We start from the raw sequence: 20554 nt of genomic DNA, 5'->3' as shown, positions 1-20554 counted from the left end.
CATCCGCCCAGGCGCTTCCTGACGCCGACAAACAGCCCGAGTTTACAGGGTACCCCGGCGTAGAGCCCAGGATTCCCTCGAACGAGTCACTTTCCCCTATTGCACTGACCGATGGACAGTTACCGTAAACAGTTCGTCACCTTCGCCACGGAATGCCAGGCCTTACGTTTTGGTCACTTTGTGACAAAGGCGGGCAGGGATTCCCCGTATTTTTTCGACGCCGGGCTGTTCAACGACGGCGCAGCCCTCGGCAGGCTCACGGAACTTTATGCATCGACCATCCTCGAATCGGGCATCCGGTTCGACATGCTGTACGGGCCGGCATACAAGGGCATCCCTCTGGTGGCCGGCGTCGCGATCGCACTGGCCCGGCGCGGACAGAACTTCCCGTACGCGTTCAATCGCAAGGAGATCAAGGACCACGGCGAAGGCGGATCGATCATCGGCGCGCGCCTGAAAGGTGCGGTACTGATCATCGACGACGTGATCTCCGCCGGCACGTCGGTGCGTGAGTCGCTGACACACATCGCAGCGGGCGGCGCCCGCGCGGCAGGCGTGGTCATCGCCCTGGACCGGATGGAACGCGGCACCGGCGCGCTCTCGGCGGTCGAGGAAGTACGAAGCCAGATGGGGCTGCCGGTGGTAAGCATCGCGAACCTGGATGACATCGTCGACTACCTGTCGAACGATCCCGCGATGTCGGCCTCCCTGGCCGCCGTCGAGAGATACCGTGCCCTGTACGGGAGCAGATAGATGCCTCGCATGTTCAACCTGCTGCCGGCCCTTGCCTGCGGCCTGATGCTCGGATCCTCGATTCCCGGATCTGTCGCGGCTGCCTCGCCGCCTGGCAGCAGGACGAGCGGCATCATCTGCTGGAGCGACAGCAATGGGCGCCAGGTGGGCTGCGGCTACACCGTACCGCCAGAGTTCGCCAACAACCCGACGCGGGAACTCAATGCCCGCGGCATGACGGTCAAGAAGAGCGATGGGACTCTCGGGGGCGAAGCCGTGCGCCTCAAGCAGGAAGAAGACACCCGCCGAAGATCCGAGGAACAGGAACGTGCTGCGCAGCGCAAGCGCGACGAGGCCCTGCTTAACTCCTACACCAGCGAGCGCGAGATCGATGCCCGCCGCGATCGCGACCTCGGCCAACTCGACCTTACCATCCTGGGACTCGAGACCTATCTCAAGCAGATACGCTCGAGCGAAGCCGATATCCGGCGCCGCCTCGAAACCACCCAGAAGGCCGGCAAGCCGGTGCCTCAGCAGCTCACTGACGACGTCATTCGTATTTCCAGCGAAGCCGCCGAGACCGAACGCAAGATTTCCCAGCGCCGCAGCGAACAGGAATCCCTGCGAGTCAAGTACAACGAGCTGAGGCTGCGCTATCTCGAACTGACCCGTCGCGAGGCTCCGCCGAGATGATCGACGGTGTCAGGCGGCGGCAGGTCACCCGACGATGGCACGCCCCTTGACCAGCCGGTCCGAGAGCCAGTCCGCAACGAACGTGGCGCCGAGGATGCGGTTGTCGCCCTGGCAATGCTCGCTGCCGCCTTCGTCGGCATCGAAGACATGCAGCGTCTTGTCCGTCGCGCCGACGGCGGAGAACAGCCTGCGCGCATAGTCGACCGGCACGATGGTGTCGTTCTCGCCGTGCACGCACAGGAACGGGCATGAGTTGCGCTCCGCGACGCCGGCCAGCCGGAACTGCTCGAGCTTCTTCATCGCCGCATCCATGTCGGACACGCCAAGGACCCAGAGCAGGTGGAAGTACGGCGCCGACACCCGCGTGCCCCCGCTCTCGATCTCGCGGCGGCACCGGATACACGACTCGTGGTAATCGAAATGACCGCCCCAGGCCTCGTTGTCGCCGATGCGCTCACGCAGCCGCTGGCCGACCTGGTCGATCTCCCCCATCGCGGCGGCGCCGAACGGGATCATCTCGATCGCAGACATCACGCCCTGCGACCACATGAACTGCGCGGGGAAATACTGGAACCAGTGCGACATCTGAACTCCTGCGCGAAAAAGGTGGGCGGGATGTCGGGCAGCGCTCAGCTGCCGTCGCTCTTGATGCCCGCAGCCCGGATGAGCTTGCCGTAGAACTCGTAGTCATCGCGCATCCGCTGCGCCAGGCGTGCCGGGTCGGCGCTGGTGATGCCCATGCCCTGCTGTGCCCAGATGTCGCGCACATCGGGCAGCCCGAGGATACGAATCACCTCAGCATTCAGGCGCCCGACCACCGCGCGCGGCGTACCCCCGGGCGCGAAGATGCCGTGCCACCCGGTTGCCTCGTAGCCCGGTACGCCACCCTCGGCCATCGTCGGCACGTCGGGCAGCAGCGGATCACGCTGGGGGGCGGTGACGGCGATCACCCTCAGCTTGCCGGCGCGGATCTGCGGATGGATCACGGCGAGGCTGTAGAACATGAAGTCGATCCGGCCCGCCATGAGGTCGGTGACGCCGGGCGGCCCGCCCTTGTACGGCACGTGCAGCAGCTTCACCTTGCCCAGCCGCTGGAACAGCTCGCCGGCCAGGTGGAAACCGCTGCCCGTACCGGACGAACCGTAGGTCAGTCCGTCGGGACGGGTGTTGGCCAGGGCCATCAGTTCGCGCAGGTTCTTCGCGGGTACCGCGGGGTTGACCACCAGCACGTAACCGAATGCGCTCAACTGCGCCACCGCGACGAAATCGCGCAGCGCATCGTAGGGCAGCCTGGCCGCCAGGTGCGGCGTGCTGGTCAGCGACGAACTGGGCGCGGCCAGCAGGGTGTAGCCGTCGGGCTGTGCCCGCGCCACCAGCTCGTTCGCGATGATGCCGGTGGCACCGGACCGGTTGTCCACGATCACCGGCTGTCCGAACGCCTCCGACAGCCGCTGCGCGACGGGGCGGGCCAGGATGTCCACCGTGCTTCCGGGTGGAAACCCCATGATCAACCGGATCGGACGATCCGGGTAACCGGCCGCAGCCCCGGTACCGGCGGCGAGCAGCAGCATCGCAGCCGCGAGCCATTGGCGGCCAGGCTGCCTGGACCAGGCGTTGAGACATGGAAGACGCATCGGAATCCTCTGGGCTGGCGGGGCGGTCCGATGGACGGACTGTCGGACAGCGGTCAAGCTTAGCAGAGGCCCTTCAGCGTCAGCAGGGTCACGCAGAAGGTGCTCGCCTGTACGTCTGCCGACGGCCGACGCGCTACCGACCGCGCTTCTTCAGCCAGGCCTGCATCCAGGCGATCTCCGCCTCCCGTGCCTTGATGATCTCGCCCGCGAGCACCGATGCCGCGAGGGTCAATGCAGCGGAGGGCATGCGTGACGAAGTGCGGGTCATCTTCTTCTGCTTGGAGGCAACTGCGCCGACATCGCAACAGCCATGGACTGCGCCTGCGCCAGCGGGTGTTCGCAGGCTACTTCCTGACCACCAGCGGCCGGAACGGTTCGAAGCGTTCCTGCTGCGGCTTGCCGCCGGGCAGGCTCAGCGATACCACCACGCGCAGCTTCGGATCGGGCACGACCTTGCCGACAGCGCGCAGGCCGTTCGTGCCGAACGGCTCCAGCACGAGCTCGCTGCGATCGGCCCCGAGCAGCAGGGTAGCGCGACCGGCAGCACCCTTTGTCGCCACCGGCCTGTCATCGTGGCCGTACACGTACAGCAGTAGTTCATCCGCGCGGCCCACGAGTTCGAGGTGCAGCGTCGCGGTAGCGCGCATCTGACCACCCTGCGGCCCGCGCTGGTTCGCGAGCTCGGCATTCGTATGGGCAAGCGCGGGCCGATGCAGCAGCAAGGCAGCCAGCGCGATCGTCATGTTGCGTCTGTCCATGGTCGTCCTCCTTCAAGGTTCGGAAGTACTGCGTCGCGGGTTCAGAATCGCGTGTCGCGTGCAGTGTCGAGCAGCCGTTCCAGCGGCCGTCGGCCCCAGCGCAGGAACATCACCGGCGTGACCAGCGTGTCGAGCAGTGTCGAGCTGACCAGCCCGCCGAAGATCACCACCGCGACCGGATGCAGGATCTCCTTGCCTGGGTCATCGGCGCCGAACAGCAGCGGCGACAGCGCGACGGCCGCAGTCAGGGCGGTCATCAGAACCGGCGTCAGGCGCTCCAGGCTGCCGCGCATCACGAGTGCACGCCCGAACACCTCGCCCTCGTACAGCGCCAGGTTGACGTAGTGGCTGATCTTCAGGATGCCGTTACGCGCGGCGATGCCTGCCAGGGTGACGAAACCGACCAGGCTGGCGATCGAAAGCTCGCCGCCGGAGATCCACAGCGCCACGATGCCGCCCACCATCGCCATCGGCACGTTGGCCATCACGATCGCGGCCAGCGCCGCCGAGCGGTAGCGGCTGTACAGCACCGAATACACCAGCAGCAGCGACACCAGCGCCAGCACCGCGATACGCCGCGACGCGGCCTCCTGCGCCTGGAACTGCCCCTCGAGGACGGTGAAATAGCCCTCGGGCATCTGCACCGCATCCAGTTCGGCCCGTACCGCCGCGATGATCGCGGACGTGTCGCGGCCGCTGGTGTTGGCGAACACCACGATCCTGCGCCGCGCGCTCTCGCGTCCGACCTGGTTCGGGCCGTCGCCATCCTCGATGGTCGCCAGACGGCCGAGCGGCACCGGCCCGGATGGCGTGTCCACCGGCAGGGACGCCAGCCCTTCCAGCGAGCGGTCGGCGTCGGCCAGCCGCAGCACGACGTCGAACCGACGCACGCCGTCGTTGACCTGCGACAGCACTTCGCCATTGGCCATCGCCTGCAGCCTGCGCGCGACCTCCGCCGGCGCGATGCCGTAGGCAGCTGCGCGCTGCGGGTCTATGCGTACGCGCTGCTGCGCAACCCGCACCTGCTTCTCGGTCTGCAGGTCGACCAGCCCGGGCACCGCCGACAGCCGGGTCTGCACCTGGGTGGCCAGCGCACTGAGCGTGTCGAGGTCATCGCCGAAGATCTTCACCGCCACTTCCGCCCGGATGCCCGACAGCAGGTGGTCCAGCCGGTGCGAGATCGGCTGGCCGATGTTGGCCGACACCGGGAGGACGGCGAGCCGTGCCCGGATATCTGCGACCACCTGCGCACGACTGCGCGACGATGGCTCCAGGTCGACTTCGATCTCGGACGAGTGTACGCCCTCGGCATGCTCGTCGAGTTCCGCGCGCCCGGTGCGCCGCCCGACCTGGCGCACCTCCGGCACCTGCAGCAGCAGGCGCTCGGCGAGCACGCCGACGCGGTTCGACTCGGTGAGTGACGTACCCGGATCGAGCAGCAGGTTGATGGTCAGGGTGCCCTCGTTGAACTGCGGCAGGAACGACCGGGCGAACCAGGGCACGGTGGCGAGCGCCGCCACCACCAGCGCGGTCGCGATTCCCAGCACCGGCAGTTGGCGGTCGAAGGACCAGTCGAGCGCACGCCGATCCCAGGCCTTGAGTCGCCGCACCAGCGGACTGTCGCCATGCTCCGGGCGCATGGCCTGCGGCTCGCCTGCCGCATCCGCCACGCCCGCTGCAGCGGCCGCTCCTCCTGCATGGAGCAGGCTGCCCCGGGCAAGCAGCAGGTAGCAGAGCACGGGCGTCACCGTCACGGCGACCAGCAGGCTGGCCAGGATGGACATCACGTAGGCGATGCCCAGCGGCGTGAACAGCCGGCCCTCGATGCCCGACAGCGCGAACAGCGGCAGGAACACGAGTACGACGACTGCAGTCGCGTACACGATCGACGACCGGATCTCGACCGACGCGGCGCCGACCACCTCGAGCGCGGGCCGCGGGCTGGCGAGCATGCGGTTCTCGCGCAGCCGGCGCAGCACGTTCTCGACATCGACGATCGCATCGTCGACCAGTTCCCCGATCGCGATCGCGATGCCGCCGAGCGTCATCGTGTTGATCGACAGCCCCAGCACGTGGAACACCAGTACGGTGACCAGCAGCGACAGCGGGATCGCCACCAGCGAGATCGCCGTGGTGCGTACGTTGAGCAGGAAGGCGAACAGCACGATCAGCACCGCCAGCGCGGCCTCGACCATCACCCGCTCGACGTTGCCGATCGCACGGTCGATGAAGTCGGCCTGCCTGAACAGCACGCTCTTCACCTGCACGCCGGCCGGCAGCGACCGACCGAGCTCGGCCAGCGCCTGCTCGACCTGCGCGGTGAGCCTGACGGTATCCACCTGCGGCTGCTTCTCCACCGACAGGATCACCGCCGGCTCGCCGCCGTAGCCGGCATCGCCGCGCCGGGTCCGCGCCGAGAACCCGATCTCGGCCACCTGGCGCAGCAGTACCGGCGTGCCGTTGCGTACCGCCACCGGCAGCATCGCCAGGTCCTCGAGCGAGGTGGTGCGGGTGACGTTGCGCAGCATCACCTCGCGCGCACCCCGATCGACGAATCCGCCGCTGGTGTTGGTGGCGAAGCCGCCGGCAGCCGCCTCGATGTCCGCCAGGCGGACCCCGAGGTCGCGCATGCGGCGCGTGTCGGGGGTGATCCGGTACTGTCGCACCTCGCCACCGATCGCGATCACCTGCGCCACGCCGGGGATGGTCAGCAGCCGAGGACGCACGATCCAGTCGGCGGCCTCCCGTACCTGCATCGCGTCGGCCTTGCCGGGTTCGCCCTGCAGCGCGACCAGCATCACCTGGCCCATGATCGAGGCGACCGGCCCGAGCACCGGCACCACGCGCGGCGGCAGCTGGCTCGCCACGGTACCCAGGCGTTCGGCCACCAGCTGGCGGTTGCGGTAGATGTCGGTGCCCCAGTCGAACTCGACGTAGACGATGGACAGCCCGGCACTGGACACCGAGCGCACCCGCAGCACGCCGGGAAGCCCGCCGAACGCGGTCTCCAGCGGGAAGCTGACCCGCTGCTCGACCTCTTCCGGAGCCATGCCCTCGGCCTCGGTCATCAACGTCACCGTCGGCCGGTTCAGGTCGGGGAAGACGTCGACCGGCAACTCGCGTAACGTGAGCAGGCCGGCTATGGTCAGCACCAGCGCGAACACCAGCACGAACAGTCGCTGGCGCAGGCTGGCCTGGATCAGGGCGTCGAACATGGGCGGGCGCTCAGCGGATCTGCGCGAGCAGGCTGGCCGATGCGGTGACGACCCGCTGCTCGGGCTGCAGTCCGGCGCTGACCACGATGCGATCGGCATCGAGGACCTGCGCGGTCACCCGCGTGGGCATGAAGCGTTCGGCCGAAGACTGTACCCAGACGACCGGTTCGCCGTTCGCGGCGCGCACCAGGCTCGCAGCCGGCAGCACGATGCCGGTGCGCATGTCGCGCGTCGCCGCGATCACCCGCAACCGCTCGCCGACGACCAGCGCCGGCGCGCCCGCGCCGACGCGAAACAGCAGCGGCAGCGCCTGCTCGCGCAACTGGCCGGCGGCACCTACCCAGACAAGCGCGATCGCGCGCCCGTCGGCGGTGAGCGCGCTGCCGCCGGTGATGCCTGTGGCGAGCGACGCATCGTAGCCGAGCGCCTCGACCATCAGCCGCCCGGGATCGACGATGCGAAACAGCAGGTCGCGGGCATCGACCACCTGTCCGCTTGCGGCGTCTGCGGTCGACACCAGGCCGGATACCGGCGCCACCAGGGCGATTCGGCTGGACAGCCCGGACGCCATCGCGCTTCGCCGCTGCACCAGCGCGGCAGCCTCGGTGCGCGCAGCATCGATGTCGCGCTGCGGGATGCTGCCGGTCAGCTGCTGGTAGCGTTCGCTGCGCGCGCGTGCGATCTCGATGCGCGCGTCGAGGTCGGCCAGCTCGGCCTGCCGGGCGGAGCGCTCGACCACGCCGACCGTCGGCACCAGCCATGCGAGCACCGCACCGCGCGCGACGCGCTGCCCGGCATGTGGCAGGCCGTCCGGACCCGGCTCGATGCGGCCCGATACCGGTGCCTGGACGAGTCCGCTCGCACGCGGATCGGCCACCACGGTACCCGTGAGCTCCATCGACACTGGCGCGGTCGACATCCGGGTCAGTTGCGTGCGCAGGCCGATCGCCCGCTGCGCAGGCATCGGCACGAACACGCTGGCGTCGGGCAACCGCGAGGGCTGCTTCGGGCTGCCGGTCGCCGGCGCCGGTGCCGATTCATGGGCCTGCGCCGGGCCTTCCGGCAAGACCATCGCGCAGCCGGCCAGCAGCAGCGCAGCGAGGGCGCCCGACTGGCGCCGGCGGCGCGCCGAGCGGATGATCAGCGCGAGGGCGAGCAGCGCGGCCAGTGCGGACAGCAACGGTACTGGCACGCTGCCCGCTCCAGTGCCGGCGCGCGCATCCGGCCCGGGGATTTCGAGCGTTCCGATGAGCAGGTCCGACAGGTCGCCGGCGACCAGCGTGAACAGCAGCTCGTGCGAACCGGGCGTCGACAGCCAGGGCAGTTCGAACAGGTAGGCGCCCTCGCCGATCGGCTTTCCGTCGAACGATGTTCCGTTGCGCTCCAGCGACAGCTTCGCACCGTCGATGGGCTCGTTGGTCGCGAAACGGTCGACATGGACGACCAGACGGCTGCCTTCGACGATGCCGAGCAGTTCGACATCGGTGGATGCCGCCTCCACGCGCGGCTCCAGGACAGACGCTGCAACCGCACCTGAGGCCGCGGGTGCCGCCTCGGAATGGGCCCGCAGCGGGACGCTCGAGGTCAGCAGCAGGCCCAGCGCCGAGGCCTGCAGGACACGCATCGCACGAACCCGGGAAGACTTCATGGCAACACTCCGGCAGCCTGGTTGATCCGGGCGATCGCGCGGTTGCGTGCGGCGACCTGCCGGTCGAGGTCGGCCTGCGCCTCGTCGGCCAGCGACAGCGCGCGCAGCATCGCCACCAGCGACAGTTCGCCCAGATCGAAGGCTCTGGCCACCAGCGACAGATGCTCGGCCGCGTCGCGCTGGCGCTCGCGGGCATTGGCTTCCTGCGCGCGTGCCGCAGCCAGTTCGGCCTCGGCGCGGGCACGGTCGGATTCGAGCCGCTGCTGAAGCTGCAGCAGCGTGGATTCGGCGCGTACCAGCCCGGTGTTCGCAGCAGCGACGCGCGGCTGGTTGCGCGCATCGGTCGCCAGCGGGATGCGCAGCGCGACCCGTACCGAGTTGCGGTAATCCGCGCCGTGGATATCCCGGTCGCTGCGATGCTGCAGTCCGAGTTCCGGCGGATCGCGGTTCGACTCGCTTGCAAGCTTCAGCCGGGAGCGAGCCAGATCGACTCCGGCGCGTAGGGCCACCAGCAAAGGGTGAGTGCTTGCTTCGTCCGTGACTGCGGTCTCTACCCAGGACGCTGGCAGTACGCTGTCGCCAGCCAGCGCACGCCACGCGTGCATCCCCTGTTCCACCCGCGATGCTGCCTCGATCAACTGGCTGCGCGCACTCGCCACCTCCGTCCGCGCGAGCAGCAGGTCGGCGCGGGCGAGCACGCCGGCGGCGACGCGGCGCTCGACATCGGCAGTCAGGCGCTCGGCCGTCTCGATCCGCCGTCTTGCAGCCGACTCGTCCAGCCTGGCATACGCCAGCGCCCACAGCGACTCGCGCACCCGCCCGGCCACCTGCAGCCGGGCATCGGCCAGTGCCGCATCGCGTTCCATGCCTTCGTCGCCCGCCAGCCGCTGGCGCAATGCCCGTTGCCCGGGCAGCCACAGCGGCAACCCGACCTCGAACTCCAGTTCGTTGAGCCCAAGATCCCGATCGGGACGATCGCGGCGCAGGCTGGCACCGGCGGTCGGCGGGGCCGGAAACAGCGCCTGCGCCACGGCCCGGCTCGCATCGACCTCGCCGGCGCGGGCACCGAGCGTGCGTACCACCGGGTCCAGCCGGGCGGCACGGTCGACCGCGGCGCGCAGCGTGCCCTCACCCCCGGCAGCGGACGCGGCGGACGCGGCGGACGTGGCGGACGCGGCCGACGCAACCGCGACAGCGGACGTGGCGGACGCGCTCGCCGCAGCGGGCGACACGATCGCGAGGGCTGCGCACAGCAGCACGGGCAGCACGTTGGCCGGGGGATGCTTCATGGGCAGGAAGGGTGCATTGCACAGCCCGACCCGGCGATGACCCGGCGATTACAAAATCGTAATGTGGAACGATCCAGCGCAGGACTGGCCGGCCGTGCTGCAGAATCGGCTGCGACGGCGGGCGCATCGATCCTCCGCCGCACATGACAGCCTTGGGGGCATCGGTCGTTGAAGATCCTGATCGTCGAGGATGAGACCCGCACCGGCGACTACCTGCGGCAGGGCCTGCGCGAAGCCGGCTTCGCCGCCGAGGTCGCTCGCGACGGGGTGGATGGACTGCATCTGCTGCTGGCGGAATCGTTCGACCTGGCGATCGTCGATGTGATGCTGCCCCGGCTGGACGGCTGGACCCTGGTGAAGACGTTGCGCGAAGCCGGCCTCCAGTTGCCCGTGCTCTTTCTCACCGCGCGCGATGAAGTCGAGGACCGGGTGCGCGGGCTCGAGCTCGGGGCCGACGATTACCTGGTGAAGCCGTTCGCATTCACCGAGTTGCTGGCGCGGGTGCGAACGCTGCTGCGCAGGCGCAATCCGGTAGCCGAGTCCACCAGCCTCAAGGTGGCCGACCTCGAGCTCGATCTCGCGCGGCGCCGGGCCGTGCGCGCGGGTCAGCGCATCGACCTCACCGGCAAGGAGTTCGCGCTGCTGGAGCTGCTGATGCGCCGGCGCGGCGAGGTGCTGCCACGTTCCCTGATCGCATCCCAGGTATGGGACATGAACTTCGACAGCGATACCAATGTCGTCGAGGTGGCGATCCGCAGGCTGCGCGCCAAGATCGACGACGCGTTCGACATCAAGCTGATCCGTACGCTGCGCGGCATGGGCTACGTGCTGGACGACGGATCCTGAGCCGCATGGCCGTCGTCCGCCCCGTGCATGCAACGGCATCGCTGTCGCTGACGCTGCGCGTCACGCTGCTGTTCGCCGCCGGATCCACCGCCGTGCTGCTCGCGCTCGGCCAGCTGATCGGCATCTCGGTCGAGCGGCACTTCGTCGAGCTCGACCGCGACGTGGTCGAGGGCAAGTTCACGACCAGCGCCGCACTGCTCTCGTCGATACGCAGGCCGGCCGACCTGGAACGCCTCGAAGCCCGCTTTGCCTCGATGCTGGTCGGCCACGACGGGCTTGCGCTGCGGGTCGATGATGCCAGCGGGCGGCTATGGTTCGCCTCGGCGGCAGCCCGCGCGCTGTCGCAGCCCGGGTCGCCGGCTGCAGGCAGCCACGCCGTGGCTCCAGACGCTCGCAGTCGCGCCGGTACGCTCCCGGTGCAATGGACACATGAAGGCCGCACGTTCCGTGGACTGTCGCGCGAGCTGCCCAGCGCGCTGGCAGACCGTCGCGCGTTCAGGGTGACCATCGGCGTCGATACCGCCCACCACGACCATTACATGCAATCGTTTCGGCGCACGCTGTGGACGTTCGTGGCGATCGCGGTACTCGCCACGGGGCTGCTCGGATGGATCGCCGCTCGCAGCGGGCTCGCGCCGTTGCGCCGCCTGGGCCGGGAGGCCGAAGGCGTCACCGCTTCCCGGCTCGACCGCAGGCTCACCTCGGGCGACCTGTCGGTGGAGGTGGCGGAGCTGGCCGCCACGCTCAACGACATGCTCGCGCGGCTGGAAGATTCGTTCCGGCGACTGAGCGAACTTTCCAGCGACCTCGCGCACGAACTGCGCACGCCGCTGAGCAACCTGATGACCCAGACCCAGGTGGGCCTGTCGCGTGCGCGCAGCGCCGATGACTACCGGGAAGTGCTGGCGAACAATTCGGAGGAACTTGAACGTCTGGCGCGCATGGTGTCCGACATGCTGTTCCTGGCGAAATCGGAGCACGGTCTGGCGCAGCCGGTGCGGGATGCCGTCGACCTCCATGCCATGGCGCGTCAGGTACTGTCCTTCTACGAGGCACTCGCCGCCGAGCGCAGGCTCGGCCTTGCGCTGCAGGTCGACGGCGATGCGGTCGTGCCCGGCGACCGCAACCAACTGCTTCGCGTTCTCACCAACCTCGTGTCCAATGCAATCCGCCATGCGTCGGCCGGAAGCAGTGTGAACGTGCTGATCGGGCCGCCGCCTCGGACCACCGCACCGGCGGGCGGCGGGACCAGAGCACAGCGAGCACTGTCGCCGACGATAGCGGCAGGGCATGCGCGCATCGTCCGCATGTCGGTGTGCAACCACGGCGAGGTCGTGCCACCGGAAGTGCTGGCGCGGATGTTCGACCGATTCTATCGGGGCGACAGTTCGCGCCGGCACGATACCGAAGGTGCCGGTCTGGGCCTTGCAATCGTACGGTCGATCGCCGCCTCGCACGGCGCAGGCGTGGGCGCGTCCAGCGACGCGGGCCTCACCTGCGTGTTCGTCGACCTGCCAGCGGGCTGACCTCGGCAGCCGAGCGACCGTACGCAACCGACCGATCAGCCGGCCAGCTTCCCGCGCAGGATGTCGTTGACCTGCTGCGGGTTCGCCTTGCCGCGGCTCTGCTTCATCACCTGGCCCACGAGCGCGTTGAACGCCTTGTCCTTGCCGGCGCGGAACTCCTCGACCGACTTCGGATTGGCGGCAAGCACCGCGTCCACGATCGCGACCAGCGCCCCGGCATCGGAGATCTGGCGCAGCCCGCGGCTGTCGATCACCGCGTCGGCGGAATCGGCTTCGCCGGACCACAGGGCGGCGAACACCTCCTTCGCGGTCTTCTGGTTGATCGTGCCATCGACGACTCGCGCCAGCAGTCCGGCCAGCCCGGCGGCGGTCACCGGACACCCGCTCATCGACCCGCCCGCCGCATTGATGGCCGCAGAGACATCGCCGTTGATCCAGTTCGCGGCGAGCTTGGCCTGGCCTGCCGGCAGCGCGGCAACCACATCCTCGAAGTAGCGGGCCGTTGCAGCCTCTGCAGTCAGCAGCCCCGCGTCGTAGTCGGACAGGCCCAGCACCGACACGAAGCGCGCGCGCTTCGCCGCCGGCAGCTCGGGCAGTTGCGCCCTTACCCGCTCGATCCATGCCGCATCGATCTCCAGCGGCAGCAGGTCAGGATCGGGGAAGTAGCGATAGTCCATCGCGTCTTCCTTGCTGCGCATCGATCGCGTCTCGTCGCGGTCGGGGTCATACAGGCGGGTCTCCTGCACGACGCGGTCGCCCGCGACGATCAGGTCGATCTGGCGCTTCGCCTCATGCACGATCGCCTGGTGCATGAAGCGGAAACTGTTCAGGTTCTTGATCTCGCAGCGGGTGCCGAGCGCGGCATCGGGCCGACGCACCGACACGTTGGCGTCGCAGCGGAACGACCCTTCCTGCATGTTGCCGTCGCAGATGCCCAGCCAGGTCACCAGTGAGTGCAGCGCGCGCGCATAGGCTACCGCCTCGCTCGCGGCCTGTTCGATGTCGTCGACCTGTATGTCAGGCTCGGTGACGATCTCGAGCAACGGCGTACCGGCGCGGTTGAGGTCGATGCCGCTCATGCCGGAATAGTCTTCGTGCAGCGACTTGCCGGCGTCTTCTTCGAGGTGGGCGCGGGTCAGTCGGACGGTCTTCGAATAGGGCTCGAACCCCTTGCCCTCGACGATGCATGCGAGCGAACCGCCCTGCACCACCGGGATCTCGTACTGGCTGATCTGGTAGCCCTTCGGCAGGTCGGGATAGAAGTAGTTCTTGCGCGCGAACACGCTGCGCGGGGCGATGGTGGCGCCTACCGCGAGCCCGAAGCGGATGGCCCGCTCGACCGCGCCGCGGTTGAGCACCGGCAGCACGCCGGGCAGCGCCAGGTCGATGACGCTCGCCTGCGTGTTCGGCTCGGCACCGAACGCCGTCGATGCGCCGGAGAAGATCTTGCTGGCGGTCGACAGCTGGGCGTGCGTCTCGAGCCCGATCACGACCTGCCAGCCTCTGTAATCCGTTTGCGAAGTGCGTGCCATGTCGTCGCTGGACCCCGGGATCGGCTCAGCCGGCGAAGGCCGCCGGCACCCTGCGGTGCCAGTCGGTCGCAAGCTGGTACTGGTGTGCGGCACCGATCAGCCGCGCCTCGTCGAAGTAGTTCGACATCAGCTGCAGCCCGACCGGGCGGCTCGCATTCGCCCCGTCGCCGAAGCCGCACGGGATGCTCATGCTCGGCACGCCGGCGAGGCTGCCCGGGATCGTGTACAGGTCGGACATGTACATGGACACCGGATCGGCCGCCTTCTCGCCGAAACCGAACGCGACGCTGGTGGTGACCGGGCCGGCGATCACGTCGCACTTCGTGAACGCCTGCTGGAACTCGTCGGCGATCAGCCGGCGCACCTGCTGCGCCTTGATGTAGTAGGCATCGTAGTAGCCGTGCGAAAGCACGTAGGTGCCGATCAGGATGCGCCGCTTGGGCTCAGGACCGAAACCTTCCGCACGCGACCGCTTGATCATGTCGGCGAGGTCGCCATGCGCCTTGGCGCGATGGCCGTAGCGCACGCCGTCGAAGCGCGACAGGTTCGAGCTGCACTCGGCCGGCGCGACCACGTAGTAGACCGGGATGCCGAGCTCCGCATTGGGCAGCGAGATGTCGACCAGGGTCGCGCCCATCGAACGGTAGGTCTCGAGGGCGCCACGTACCGCGCGTTCGACGTCCGGTTGCAGCCCGGCGGCGAAGAATTCCTTCGGAACGCCGATGCGCAGGCCGGCGACCGGTCGCGCCAGGTCGCGCGTGAAGTCTTCCTCGGGGCGATCGACGCTGGTCGAATCGTTCGGGTCGAAGCCGCACATCGCCGAGAGCACCCAGGCGGCGTCCTCGGCCGAGACGGTCATCAGCCCCGCAGTGTCGAGGCTGGAGGCGAACGCGATCATGCCCCATCGCGATGGCCGGCCGTAGGTCGGCTTGGTGCCGGTGATGCCGCAGAACGCCGCCGGCTCGCGGATGGATCCGCCGGTATCGGTTGCGGTCGCCACCGGTGCGATGCGCGCGGCAACCGCCGCGGACGAACCGCCGGAGGACCCACCGGGCACCGCCGAGGTGTCCCAGGGGTTCAGCACCGGGCCGTAGGCGCTGTTCTCGTTGGACGAGCCCATCGCGAACTCGTCGCAGTTGACCTTGCCCAGGGTGACCATCCCGGCCTGCGCCAGGCGCTCGACCACGGTGGCATCGAACGGGCTCATGTAGCCCTCGAGCATCCGGCTGGCGGCGGTCGAGGCGAAATCGCGGGTGACGAAAATGTCCTTGTGCGCGATCGGGATGCCGAGCAGAGGGCCGGATTCGCCGCGGGAACGCCGCTCGTCCGCCGCGCGCGCCTGCGCCAGCGTCACTTCCGGACGGATGTCGAGGAACGCATTCAGGCCGCGGTGGCGCTCGATTCGGTCGAGGAAATGGCGTGCGAGCTCGACCGCAGACACTTCCCGCGCGGCCAGCCGCTTCGCCAGCCCGGCCAGCGGCATCTGGTGCAGGACGTCGCTCACCGAGTCACTCCAGCACGCGCGGCACGAGGAACAGGCCATCCTGGCGCGCCGGCGCATTGGCCAGGTTACGCTCGCGGTCCGGGATGTCGGTGACGACGTCGGCACGCAATCGCTGCGCCCCGCCGAGCGGGTGCGACATGGGAACCACGCCCTCGGTGTCGACCGCACGCATGCGCTCGATCATGCCGAAGATATCGTTCAGTTGCCCGAGCGTGCGCTCGCCCTCCTCTTTGGTGATCGCGAGGCGCGCGAGGTGAGCAATGCGCTGGACGTCTTCCGGGCGAAGCGACATATGTGGACGTGCGGGCGTGCGAACGTGAAAGGGAAAGGGTCTGAGACAGGGGCCGGGGAAGCCGGAAAACGGCAGCGAATGGCGTCCGGCGGGTCGCGTGGAAGCGGGCTTGCCTATGGCGATCCGGAGTATCATAACGTAGTTGATCATCAGCCTTCCCGGCCCCCACCGACCGTCAACCCGGACCGCGCTTCCATCCATGCGCGCCGTCTGGCGCGCATCAATCGAATTCACCCCATAAATGTTCGGATTCCTCAGCGGCTACTTCTCGACTGATCTCGCGATCGATCTCGGCACGGCGAACACCCTGATCTGGGTGCGGGGCAAGGGCATCGTCCTCAACGAACCGTCGGTCGTCGCGATCCGCCAGGAAGGCGGCCCGAACGGCAAGAAGGTGATCCAGCAGGTCGGCCTGGCGGCCAAGCAGATGCTGGGCCGCACGCCCGGCAACATCACCGCCATCCGGCCGATGAAGGACGGCGTGATCGCCGACTTCACGATCACCGAGCAGATGCTGAAGCACTTCATCCGCAAGGTGCACGACTCGCGCATCTTCAGCCCGAGCCCGCGCATCGTCATCTGCGTGCCCTGCGGATCCACCCAGGTCGAACGCCGCGCGATCCGCGAATCGGCGTATGGTGCCGGCGCGCGCAAGGTGGAACTGATCGAGGAACCGATGGCCGCCGCGCTCGGCGCAGGCCTTCCGGTCGAAGAGGCCACCGGGTCGATGGTGGTCGACATCGGCGGCGGCACGACCGAGGTCGGCGTGATCTCGCTGGGCGGCATCGTCTACGCCAACTCGGTACGTGTCGGCGGCGACAAGTTCGACGAGGCGATCATCAACTACATCCGCCGCAACTACGGGATGCTGATCGGCGAGACGACCTCCGAAGAAATCAAGAAGGAAATCGGCTCCGCCTTCCCCGGCAGCGAGGTACGCGAGAAGGAAGTGAAGGGCCGCAACCTGGCTGAAGGCATCCCGCGCAGCTTCACGATCTCGAGCAACGAGATCCTGGAGGCGCTGACCGAGCCACTGAACCAGATCGTGGGTGCGGTCAAGAGCGCGCTCGAACAGACGCCGCCGGAACTGGGTGCCGACATCGCCGAGAAGGGCATGGTCCTCACCGGTGGCGGCGCGCTGCTGCGCGACATCGACCGGCTGCTGATGGAAGAGACCGGGCTACCGGTGATCTGTGCGGAAGACCCGCTCACCTGCGTGGTCCGCGGCTCGGGGCTGGCGCTGGAGCAGATGGACCGGGTATCGTCGATCTTCACCAGTGACTGAGACCGGCACCCTACCCCACCGCCCCCTCTGCCCGGCGACGGCCGGCGACCTGCCCCCACCGCCGGCTGTTGCCGGCGACCTGCCTACACCGCCGGCTGTTGCCGGCGATCTCCTCCTGCCGCCGGCAACGGCTGGCGATCTTCGACCACAGCCGGCGCGCTGAATGGAACACGCGCAGCAACCCTTCTTCAACCGCGGCCCGACGCCGTTCGCGCGATTCCTGCTGTTCTCGCTGGTCGCTCTGATGCTGATCGTCGCCGACAGCCGGTTCAGGTACCTGACCCATGTGCAGCAGGTGGTGGCTGTCGTGCTCTATCCGCTGCAGCGGGTGGCTCTCGCACCGGCGGCACTGCTCGACCGCATGTCCGGGTTCTTCACGACCCAGGCACAACTGACCGGCCGCAACAACACGCTCGAACAGCAGAACCTGGTCAATGCGGCGGCACTGCTCAGGCTGGAGGCGCTGGAACTCGAGAACGCCCGGCTGCGCGGCCTGCTGGATACCCGCGCCAGCCATTCGCAATCGGCCGTGTACGCGGAGATCCTCTACTCGCACCGCGATCCGTTCACCCGACGCGTGATCATCAGCAAGGGGATGTCCGACAACATCGGGCAGGGCCAACCGGTGGTCGATGCGGCCGGCCTGGTCGGGCAGGTCACCCGCGTCTACCCCTGGGCGAGCCAGGTCACCCTGATCACCGACAAGGACATGACCGTACCGGTACAGGTGATGCGCAGCGGCGTACGCGGGGTGCTTTTCGGCGTCGGCTCCGACGGCACGCTTGAACTGCGCTTCATGCCGTTCTCCGCCGACATCCAGACCGGCGACAAGCTGGTCACCTCCGGCATCGACGGTACCTATCCGGCCGGACTGCCGGTGGCGACGGTGCAGGAGGTGGAACGGAACGCGGCGTTCATGTTCGCACGCATCAGCGCCCAACCGGCGGCAGGGGTGAACCGCTACCGGCAGGTCCTGGTCCTCACCGCCAGCGCTCCGCACCCGGACAACCCGGGATTCGAAGAGCCGGCGCCGCAGCGCAAGCGCGGCCGCAAGGGAGGCTGACCGGTGGCCATCGATCGCCCGGGAACCATCCGATGGGCATGAGCATCGGTCCGAGACAGGAACTGCTGCTGCCGGTACGGCCCGGCTTCCTCTGGTTCACGCTGCTGGTGGCCCTGATCGCCAATCTGCTGCCCTGGGAAGGCGTTTGGACCTGGCTAAAGCCGGACTTCGTCGCGCTGGCGCTGCTGTTCTGGATCGTGCGCGAGCCGCGGCTGATCGGCTTCGGCGTCGCCTTCGTGCTCGGGCTGGCGATGGACGTCGCGCAGGCCAGCCTGTTCGGACAGCATGCGCTCGCCTACACGGTGGTCGCCCTCGGTGCGACGCTGCTGCGTCGGCGGCTGCGCATGTTCAGCACCGACAAGCACATCCTGCAGATACTGCCCATCCTGCTCACCGCACAGGCGGTGATCCTCCTGGTGCGGCTAGCGGGCGGCGCCGCCTTCCCCGGCTGGACATGGTTCGTGTCGCCGTTCACCGGAGCCCTGCTCTGGCCGCTGGTCTGGATCGTCCTGCTCGCACCGCAACGCCCGCGTATCGATCCGGAACACCCGATCTGATCGCCCCGATGCCGCAATTCGTCGAACTGAAGAACCTGGAAGGCGAGCGCTCGGAGTTCCGGCGCCGCACCGCCATCGCCGCGATCTTCGTGCTAGTGCTGTTCGGGCTGCTGCTCGCACGCTTCGTCTTCCTGCAGGTGATGAAGCACGAGTACTACTACACACAGGCCGAGGCGAACCGGATCTCGCTCGTACCGATCGTGCCCAACCGGGGGCTGATACTCGACCGGCACGGGACGGTGCTGGCACATAACTTCACCGCGTACACGCTCGAGATCAACCCGACGGTGGTGCGCGACCTCGACGCGACCATCGAGTCGCTGTCCCAGCTGATCGAGATCGCGCCGAAGGACAGGCGCCGCTTCAAGCGACTGCTCGATGAATCGCGCAAACTGGGGGCCATCCCGATCCGCACCCGCCTGTCGGAAGCCGAGATCGCCCGCTTTGCCGCCAACCGCTACCGCTTCCCCGGGGTGGAGATCAATGCCCGGCTGTTCCGCCGCTACCCGAACGGCACGCTCGCGTCGCACGTGGTCGGCTACATCGGACGGATCAACCAGAAGGACATGGAAACCCTGGAAGCCGACGGCCGCCTGTCGAATTACCGCGGCTCGGAGCATATCGGCAAGACCGGGCTGGAACAGATGTACGAACGCGAGCTGCACGGCACGACCGGCATGGAACAGGTCGAGGTCGATTCGGGTGGCCGCGCGGTCCGCACGCTGTCGCGCACGCCACCGGTGTCCGGCAACAACCTGCAACTGCACCTCGACCTTCGGCTCCAGGAGGCTGCGGAGGCGGCATTCGGCAGCCGGCGCGGCGCGCTGGTGGCGATCGATCCGTCCACCGGAGGCGTACTTGCCTTCGTCAGCAGGCCAGGCTTCGATCCCAACCTGTTCATCGACGGCATCGACCCAACGACCTGGCACGAGCTGAACACCCATCCAGACCGCCCTATGGTCAACCGGGCACTGAGCGGGCAGTACCCGCCAGGGTCGACCTACAAGCCGTTCATGGCACTGGCCGCGCTGGAACTGGGCAGGCGTACCCCCCAGTACGCGATCAACGACCCGGGCTTCTTCACGCTGCCGGGCAATTCGCACCAGTACCGCGACTGGAAACCCGGTGGCCACGGCTCGGTGAACCTGCACCAGTCGATCGTCATTTCCTGCGACACCTACTATTACCAGCTCGCATTCGACCTGGGCATCGACACGATCAGCAACTTCATGCGCCAGTTCGGCTTCGGCGCTCGCACTGGCGTGGACCTCGAGGGCGAGGCGATCGGCATCAACCCGTCGCAGGAATGGAAGCAGCGCCGGTTCCGGCAGAAGTGGTACGTCGGCGACACCATTTCCATCGGCATCGGCCAGGGCTACAACGTGATGACCCTGCTCCAGATGGCCAATGCGACTGCGATCATCGCCAACAAGGGAACGGTCTGGCGGCCGCACCTGGTCAACCTGGTGCAGGACGCGACATCGCGTGCGCAGCGCGCGGTGCTGGCACAGCCACTGCGGCGCCTCGATTTCAAGCCGGACAGCTGGGCCGTGGTGCAGGCCGCAATGATCGGGGTCACCACTCCGGGTGGCACCGGGCACAGGGCCTTCGCCGACGCGAAGTACATCGTCGGCGGCAAGACCGGCACCTCGCAGGTCGTCGCGATCAAGCAGGGCCAGAAGTACGATGCGAGCCGGCTGGACGAGCGGCACCGCGATCATGCACTGTTCATCGCCTACGCGCCGGCCGACAACCCGACGATCGCGCTCGCCGTGCTGGTCGAGAACGCCGGCGGCGGCGGCGCCAATGCGGCGCCGCTCGCGCGTACCGTGATCGACTTCTTCCTGTTCGGCAAGCCGGTGACGCCGATCGACGCCCCGGCAATACCGGGCGCAGCGGCCAACGGTGCCGCAAGCAACGGAGGAGCCGGTGCGGAACGTAATTGAAGTCCTCTGGCGCAAGGGTACGGCACACATCGAC

The 20554-nt window shown here is 68.2% G+C and carries 17 protein-coding genes; 8 read left to right on the top strand and 9 right to left on the bottom strand.

Going from position 1 to position 20554, the window contains the following annotated elements; translation table 11 throughout:
- Positions 1–111 precede the first annotated feature (111 nt).
- Positions 112–753: an orotate phosphoribosyltransferase gene (gene pyrE / locus ING98_06500; protein MCA3101503.1), complete on the top strand. Its 642-nt coding sequence runs from the start codon at positions 112–114 to the stop codon at positions 751–753.
- Positions 754–762: 9 nt separating this feature from the next.
- Positions 763–1425: a hypothetical protein gene (locus ING98_06495; GenBank protein ID MCA3101502.1), complete on the top strand. Its 663-nt coding sequence runs from the start codon at positions 763–765 to the stop codon at positions 1423–1425.
- Between the two features lie 24 nt (positions 1426–1449).
- Here the strand turns inward: ING98_06495 and ING98_06490 are convergent, their stop codons facing one another.
- From ING98_06490 to ING98_06465, 6 genes are all read right to left on the bottom strand, one after another.
- Positions 1450–2010 carry a hypothetical protein gene (locus tag ING98_06490; protein ID MCA3101501.1) on the bottom strand — a complete coding sequence of 187 codons (561 nt, stop codon included), beginning with the start codon at positions 2008–2010 and terminating at the stop codon, positions 1450–1452.
- A gap of 44 nt (positions 2011–2054) precedes the next feature.
- Complete coding sequence (locus tag ING98_06485) at positions 2055–3059, bottom strand: tripartite tricarboxylate transporter substrate binding protein (protein MCA3101500.1); 1005 nt, start codon at positions 3057–3059, stop codon at positions 2055–2057.
- Between the two features lie 344 nt (positions 3060–3403).
- A complete protein-coding gene (locus tag ING98_06480) occupies positions 3404–3817 on the bottom strand; it encodes a hypothetical protein (GenBank protein ID MCA3101499.1) in 414 nt (137 codons plus the stop codon).
- Positions 3818–3858: 41 nt separating this feature from the next.
- Positions 3859–7032, bottom strand: a complete 3174-nt coding sequence (locus ING98_06475) for an efflux RND transporter permease subunit (GenBank protein MCA3101498.1) — start codon at positions 7030–7032, stop codon at positions 3859–3861.
- Between the two features lie 10 nt (positions 7033–7042).
- Positions 7043–8680 carry an HlyD family efflux transporter periplasmic adaptor subunit gene (locus ING98_06470; protein ID MCA3101497.1) on the bottom strand — a complete coding sequence of 546 codons (1638 nt, stop codon included), beginning with the start codon at positions 8678–8680 and terminating at the stop codon, positions 7043–7045.
- Positions 8677–9969 (bottom strand): TolC family protein, encoded by a 1293-nt coding sequence (locus ING98_06465; GenBank protein MCA3101496.1) that lies wholly within the window; start codon positions 9967–9969, stop codon positions 8677–8679. The genes ING98_06470 and ING98_06465 overlap by 4 nt, the downstream gene beginning before the upstream one ends.
- Before the next feature lie 168 nt (positions 9970–10137).
- Here ING98_06465 and ING98_06460 point away from each other — a divergent pair, with 168 nt between their 5' ends.
- A complete protein-coding gene (locus tag ING98_06460; GenBank protein ID MCA3101495.1) occupies positions 10138–10815 on the top strand; it encodes a heavy metal response regulator transcription factor in 678 nt (225 codons plus the stop codon).
- 5 nt (positions 10816–10820) lie between these two features.
- The gene (locus ING98_06455) at positions 10821–12341 is read left to right on the top strand and encodes a heavy metal sensor histidine kinase (protein MCA3101494.1); all 1521 of its coding nucleotides are present in this window, start codon (positions 10821–10823) and stop codon (positions 12339–12341) included.
- Between the two features lie 35 nt (positions 12342–12376).
- Here the strand turns inward: ING98_06455 and gatB are convergent, their stop codons facing one another.
- From gatB to gatC, 3 genes are read right to left on the bottom strand one after another with little or no spacing between them, the layout of a single operon-like run.
- Positions 12377–13873 carry an Asp-tRNA(Asn)/Glu-tRNA(Gln) amidotransferase subunit GatB gene (gene gatB, locus ING98_06450; protein ID MCA3101493.1) on the bottom strand — a complete coding sequence of 499 codons (1497 nt, stop codon included), beginning with the start codon at positions 13871–13873 and terminating at the stop codon, positions 12377–12379.
- A gap of 25 nt (positions 13874–13898) precedes the next feature.
- A complete protein-coding gene (gene gatA, locus ING98_06445) occupies positions 13899–15356 on the bottom strand; it encodes an Asp-tRNA(Asn)/Glu-tRNA(Gln) amidotransferase subunit GatA (protein MCA3101492.1) in 1458 nt (485 codons plus the stop codon).
- A gap of 25 nt (positions 15357–15381) precedes the next feature.
- On the bottom strand, positions 15382–15669 hold the full coding sequence (gatC, locus tag ING98_06440; protein MCA3101491.1) for an Asp-tRNA(Asn)/Glu-tRNA(Gln) amidotransferase subunit GatC: 288 nt from the start codon (positions 15667–15669) through the stop codon (positions 15382–15384).
- 241 nt (positions 15670–15910) lie between these two features.
- On the opposite strand from gatC, the gene ING98_06435 reads away from it, so the two are divergent.
- The 4 genes from ING98_06435 to mrdA all read left to right on the top strand — a co-directional run bounded on the left by ING98_06435 (position 15911) and on the right by mrdA (position 20520).
- A complete protein-coding gene (locus ING98_06435; GenBank protein MCA3101490.1) occupies positions 15911–16954 on the top strand; it encodes a rod shape-determining protein in 1044 nt (347 codons plus the stop codon).
- A 163-nt stretch (positions 16955–17117) separates the two neighbouring features.
- Positions 17118–18017 (top strand): rod shape-determining protein MreC, encoded by a 900-nt coding sequence (mreC, locus tag ING98_06430; protein MCA3101489.1) that lies wholly within the window; start codon positions 17118–17120, stop codon positions 18015–18017.
- A gap of 38 nt (positions 18018–18055) precedes the next feature.
- Entirely contained in the window at positions 18056–18574 is a 519-nt protein-coding gene (gene mreD / locus ING98_06425) for a rod shape-determining protein MreD (protein MCA3101488.1), read from the top strand.
- A gap of 8 nt (positions 18575–18582) precedes the next feature.
- Positions 18583–20520 carry a penicillin-binding protein 2 gene (gene mrdA, locus ING98_06420; GenBank protein MCA3101487.1) on the top strand — a complete coding sequence of 646 codons (1938 nt, stop codon included), beginning with the start codon at positions 18583–18585 and terminating at the stop codon, positions 20518–20520.
- The last annotated feature ends 34 nt before the right edge of the window (positions 20521–20554 follow it).

The organism is Rhodocyclaceae bacterium (assembly GCA_020248265.1).
GTDB lineage: Bacteria > Pseudomonadota > Gammaproteobacteria > Burkholderiales > CAIKXV01 > CAIKXV01.
Note: the sequence above shows the minus strand (reverse complement) of the source record. Positions and strands in the feature narration are given on the sequence as shown.